This window comes from Xaviernesmea rhizosphaerae (genome assembly GCF_001938945.1).
Taxonomy (GTDB): domain Bacteria; phylum Pseudomonadota; class Alphaproteobacteria; order Rhizobiales; family Rhizobiaceae; genus Xaviernesmea; species Xaviernesmea rhizosphaerae.
On record NZ_MKIO01000043.1, the window covers coordinates 1 to 5,311 of the forward strand.

The 5,311-nt window shown below is 66.7% G+C and carries 2 protein-coding genes; both read right to left on the minus strand.

Annotation, left to right across the window (positions count from 1 at the left end; all coding sequences use genetic code 11):
* Nucleotides 1-150: 150 nt before the first annotated feature.
* Nucleotides 151-531, minus strand: a complete 381-nt coding sequence (locus BJF92_RS23105) for a hypothetical protein (RefSeq protein WP_075637125.1) — start codon at nt 529-531, stop codon at nt 151-153.
* Nucleotides 528-5,120 (minus strand): CHAT domain-containing protein, encoded by a 4,593-nt coding sequence (locus BJF92_RS23110; protein WP_075637126.1) that lies wholly within the window; start codon nt 5,118-5,120, stop codon nt 528-530. The genes BJF92_RS23105 and BJF92_RS23110 overlap by 4 nt, the downstream gene beginning before the upstream one ends.
* Between the last annotated feature and the right edge of the window lie 191 nt (nt 5,121-5,311).

Here is a 5,311-nt window from a genome sequence, read left to right on the forward strand (position 1 = left end):
CAAGACGGACGTCAGCTTCATGGCCTGGATCTTCCTGCGCGCGGCACACCTTCGGCTCAAATGAATGTCAACGCGCCTTAAAACCCCGCGGTCAAATATTCATACAGAGCCAGATCGTACCGCAATCCCGAAATTTAAGCACACGGGCAGTCAGTGCGGCTTCTCGGCGAGCAGCCGGTCCAGGATCTGATCCGTTCCCAGTCCGGTCAGGCTGATCGTGGTTTCCTCGATCCGGATCGTGCCTTGCGCGTCTGCAGCTTCCAGCACCCGCTTCACCGCCTCGACCTTCGGCGCGAGCTCGCGGCGCTTGCGGAGCCTGGCGGAGAGGTCGAGCGTCGCCAGGACAGCGCCCGGAACCGAAAGCACGATCCCAGCGATGGCCAGGCCGGTCGCAAGGTCACGGCGGATGTCATCCGGGCCAGTCGAGGACGGCGTCTGCGGGCGCTCTCCGGTCAGGGTCGCCAGCAGGTCGGCGGCGGTCTCCGCAGCATGAGCCGCGCCTGGGCCGGTCAGGGTCAGCGTGAGAGTCACGCGTTCTGCTCCTTCAGCTTGGCGATGATCTGCCGGCAGTGATCTGCCTGCCCGGCCTGGCCGAGCTTGTCCCAGGCGGCGGCCGCGACGGTCAGGATCCCGATGCCCTGATCGGGCAGCCCGCCCAGGGCCAGCACCTGGCCGAACAGCGTACCAATGGCGCCGACGGCGTCCGGATAGCCGAGCCGATTGGCTCCGTCCCAGGCCCAGGCCAGGTCCTCGGCAATAGCCTCAAGCCCGTCCGTCTGGTGGTCGCCGCGCTCCAGCCGCAGGCGGGCACAGCTGAAACGGATGTGGACGAGGATCGAGAGGTCACCCATGGCTTCCGCATCGGGAAGACGGGACAGATGCATCGCGAGCGCCGATTCGACGTCGCCCTTTTCAGCGAATGCATCGGCAATCTTGCCCCTGGTCACTGCCAGAGACCGCTTGTCGCCGAGCACTTCGTAGGCCGGTAGCTGCTCCTCGACGCGGATGCGCAGCGCCTCATCCAGATCGCCCCGCGCCTCAAGCACATCGGCGATCTGACCCTTGGTCACCGCTAGTTCCCGCTTGTCGCCGAGCGCCTCGAAGACCGGTAGCTGCTCTTCGACGCGGATGCGCAGCGCCTCATCCAGATCGCCCCGCGCCTCCAGCACATCGGCGATCTTGCCCTTGGTCAATGCCAGAGACCGCCTGTCTCCGAGCGCCGCGAAGACTGGCAGAAGCTCCTCGGTGCGGATGCGCAGCGCCTCATCCAGATCGCCCCGCGCTTCCAGCACATCGGCGATCTTGCCCTTGGTCAATGCCAGAGACCGCCTGTCGCCGAGTGCGTCGAAGACTGGCAGAAGCTCCTCGATGCGGATGCGCAGCGCCTCATCCAGATCGCCCCGCGCTTCCAGCACATCGGCGATCTTGCCCTTGGTCAATGCCAGAGACCGCCTGTCGCCGAGTGCCTCGAAGACTGGCAGAAGCTCCTCAATGCGGATGCGCAGCGCCTCATCCAGATCGCCCCGCGCCTCCAGCACATCGGCGATGTTGCCCTTGGTCAATGCCAGAGACCGCCTGTCGCCGAGTGCCTCGAAGACTGGCAGAAGCTCCTCAATGCGGATGCGCAGCGCCTCATCCAGATCGCCCCGCGCCTCCAGCACATCGGCGATCTTGCCCTTGGTCAAGGCCAGAGACAGCCTGTCGCCGAGCGCCTCGAAGACTGGCAGAAGCTCCTCGGTGCGGATGCGCAACGCCTCATCCAGATCGCCCCGCGCTTCCAGCACATCGGCGATCTTGCCCTTGGTCAATGCCAGAGACCGCCTGTCGCCGAGTGCCTCGAAGACTGGCAGAAGCTCCTCGGTGCGGATGCGCAGCGCCTCGTCCAGATCGCCCCGCGCCTCCAGCACATCGGCGATCTTGCCCTTGGTCAATGCCAGAGACAGCCTGTCGCCGAGTGCCTCGTAGACCGGTATCTCGTCCTCGATGCGGATGCGCAGCGCCTCATCCAGATCGCCCCGCGCCTCCAGCACATCGGCGATATTGCCCTTGGTCACCGCCAGAGACCGCCTGTCGCCGAGCGCCTCGAAGATTGGCAGCAGCTCCTCGATGCGGATACGCAGCGCCTCATCCAGATCGCCCCGCGCCTCCAGCACATCGGCGATATTGCCCTTGGTCACCGCCAGAGACCGCCTGTCGCCGAGCGCCTCGAAGATTGGCAGCAGCTCCTCGATGCGGATACGCAGCGCCTCATCCAGATCGCCCCGCGCCTCCAGCACATCGGCGATATTGCCCTTGGTCACCGCCAGAGATCGCCTGTCGCCGAGCGCCTCGAAGATTGGCAGCAGCTCCTCGATGCGGATACGCAGCGCCTCATCCAGATCGCCCCGCGCCTCCAGCACATCGGCGATATTGCCCTTGGTCACCGCCAGAGATCGCCTGTCGCCGAGCGCCTCGAAGATTGGCAGCAGCTCCTCGATGCGGATACGCAGCGCCTCATCCAGATCGCCCCGCGCCTCCAGAAGATTGGCCCGCAGACCGAGCAGCTGTGCCCGCGGCCCTTCGCTAAGCGTCTCAGAGCTCAGAGCCAGCTCCAGCAACTTCTCCTGCAACTCTACATCGCCGGCCTGCTCCGCCGCAGTGACCGTGTGGCCCGCGAGCAGGTGGTCGGGTAGCCGACCCATCGCCTTCAGTCGCAACACCGCCGGAACGGCAAGCTCCAGGGCCTCCCGGGCCAGACCTTGGAATTTGAACAGATAGAGCACACCTGCCAAGGCAGCAGCCTGCAGAATGTCCGGGTCCGGGCTGGTGGCGCGAAGCGCCAAGCGGCAGGCGACGGGCCCGCGCGGGTCCAAGGGAAAATCGCCATCGGTATCGCGCCAGGCCGTGGCCAGCACCGCCAGCCCAGCATCTGCCACTTGCGCAGCAAGATCCTCCTCCAGAGACGGCGCCAGCGGACGGGCCAGGGGGTTGGCGCCTAGATGCGGCAGCTCCGGTGTGCCAGGCCAGCCCGATAGCGTCCCGAAATCATCAAAGAGCCCCAGGGCAATCAGACGGTCGATCGTAGGCTCCACGGCCACCACGCCAAGCGCCCCTCCTGCGGCAGCAACCGCGGCACGCGGCACCGGCACCTCTTCTTCGAACAAGCAGGCCGCGGCAAGCATCAGGCGCTCCGTCCCAGTCAGCGCCGCCGCATAGGTCTCGAAACTCATCCGGGTGAAGAACGCGACCGCCGCATTGCCGTCCGCGGGCACCTCGCCGGTCGCGCGCCATTGTGATACGGCCTCAACCGCGGCTGGGGCAGCCTCTGCCTCCCCCTTCAGGATCGGCCGGGTCAGTATATCCTGAAGCCCAGGATTGCCCGCCGCAGCCTCGAGCGCGGCCGACACCTGCGCCATGTCTTCCTTGCCGAGCCTCTCCTCTGCCGCACCGGCCCTTGCCTTGGCGCGCCACTGCTTCTGCCGCTCGCCCTGCCGCATGCCGACGAGCGGAACCCGCAGAAGCCCCGCCGCCAGATCGTTGCCTGCCCCATCCGGAAGGACGAAATCGTAGCGACTGGTGATCAGCAGACGAGATTGCCCCCGATGCGCTGCGAAGGCCGCGAGAAGCGCGCCGAGCGCGGGGCGCAGATCTGGACGCGGCATCACCAATGGCCGGTCCGGGACCGGCTCCTCCAGCGCCCGCTCGAAATCGTCGATCACCAGAAGGACCGGATACGCGGCAAAGACCTGGTCTAAGAGGAAATTCATTGCCTCTCCCAGCATCGCCTCGTCGGCCCGCACTGCCTCGCGCATCGCCGCGAATTCGTTCCTGAAGCGTGCCTGTGCTGCAAAGCCCTGGAACACCCTGCCCAGGAGTGGCGTCGCCACCCGCTCCAGCTCCATGAGGATCGACAGCCCGTCATAGCGCCCGAAGACCACCGCCAGCTGATGGCCGCTCATCCGGTCGGCCAGCCGCGCGGCAAGACTCGACTTGCCCAGATTGCCCATTCCGTGGATCAGCGCCCCGGTCGCCGCGCCGGCAAAACCGCGGCGCAGGTGCTGAAGCTGACGGCGGCGGCCGACGAATTCATGGCGGCCAGCGACCCGGACCTGTTTCGCTGCATCGAGAAATCGCGGCGCGGCCGGGGGCAGTGCCGTGCGCGCGGGCTTCCTCGGCTCACAGAGCGTCCCGCCGCCGCCCGGGCCCAGATAGAGCCTCACTAGATGCCAGTGCCGCCGAGGCGCGCCACTGGCCATGGGCTCCATCACCCCGTGGCGGGCCCGGGCCGCCGCATAGGCAACAGTTTCGCCGCGGCTGAGCCCGGCATAGAGCGCCTCCGCGAAGGCAGAGGCATCCGCATCATAGACAGAGCCGTCCCAGCCCAGCACATGCGGCACCCCTGCGGCCATCTGCCTTGCCAGCGGCTCCGTGAGGTCCGGCGCCGGTGCGCCCCCGGCATCGCGGCGTGGCGCAGCGTCAAAGGAGGCCGAGCCCTCGCGGCGTCCCTCCCGGGCGGCCGCTAGCTCCCCGGCCGGCCCACGCTGTCCGGTGCGACAGGCCGAGAGGAACAAAAGCGCGGGCACGCGTTCACCAAGCGCTGCAAGCAACCGATCCGGCGTGACCGTCTCGGCTGCGCCCGTTTCCGTCTCCAGAAGCAGCACCGGTCGGGCCACGCCCGCGACCCTCAGAATGTCGCCATGGCATGACAGATGCAGGATGTCGAACGGGCCGTCATCGCGATGGCGATCCGCCAGCACTGCGAGCTCGCCGCTTTCTTCCACCGTCAGATGCGCCAGCGGCCGACCGGAACTCCGGTTGCGGGTCGCCTCGAGGATTGCCGTTTCCTCGGCTTCGTAATCGAGTTCATGCTGGCCTTCGGGAGCCGCGGCCATGAAGAGCATGGCGAGGTCGGAATGGTTCGGCGCGGCAGGGGTGCCTTCGGGGCCGATTCGGCGCAGCGGCAGGAACAGATTCATCCGATCCGTCGCGAGGAAGCCGGTGCCGTCGGCGAGGATCTCCCAGGGAGCCGCCAGCAGCGCGTCAGTCACCGCGCCGGCCTCTGTTCCGATGACCTCGAGGGTGCGGCGGCTCGCCTTGAGCCAGCCGGCGAGGGCGCCGCCCTGATCGAGCCAAAGCAGCATTTCGCGTCCGACTTCGAGAATCTGCTCATCCTGATTTATCTTGACGGCGCTTGCATAGCGTCGTGCCCAGCTCTCGAGAAGCCTTTGCGGCGCAACCGGCGCTTCTTGCCCCCTAGGCTCAGGACCTATTAATTTGGTTTGAGATGTGATTCACGGTTTCGGAAAGGAGACCGTGATGAGTGATGTGTTTT

Excerpts from the sequence above, each read along its gene's own strand:
- BJF92_RS23110 (WP_075637126.1), bottom strand. The coding sequence starts at position 5,120 with ATGCTGCTTTGGCTCGATCAGGGCGGCGCCCTCGCCGGCTGGCTCAAG.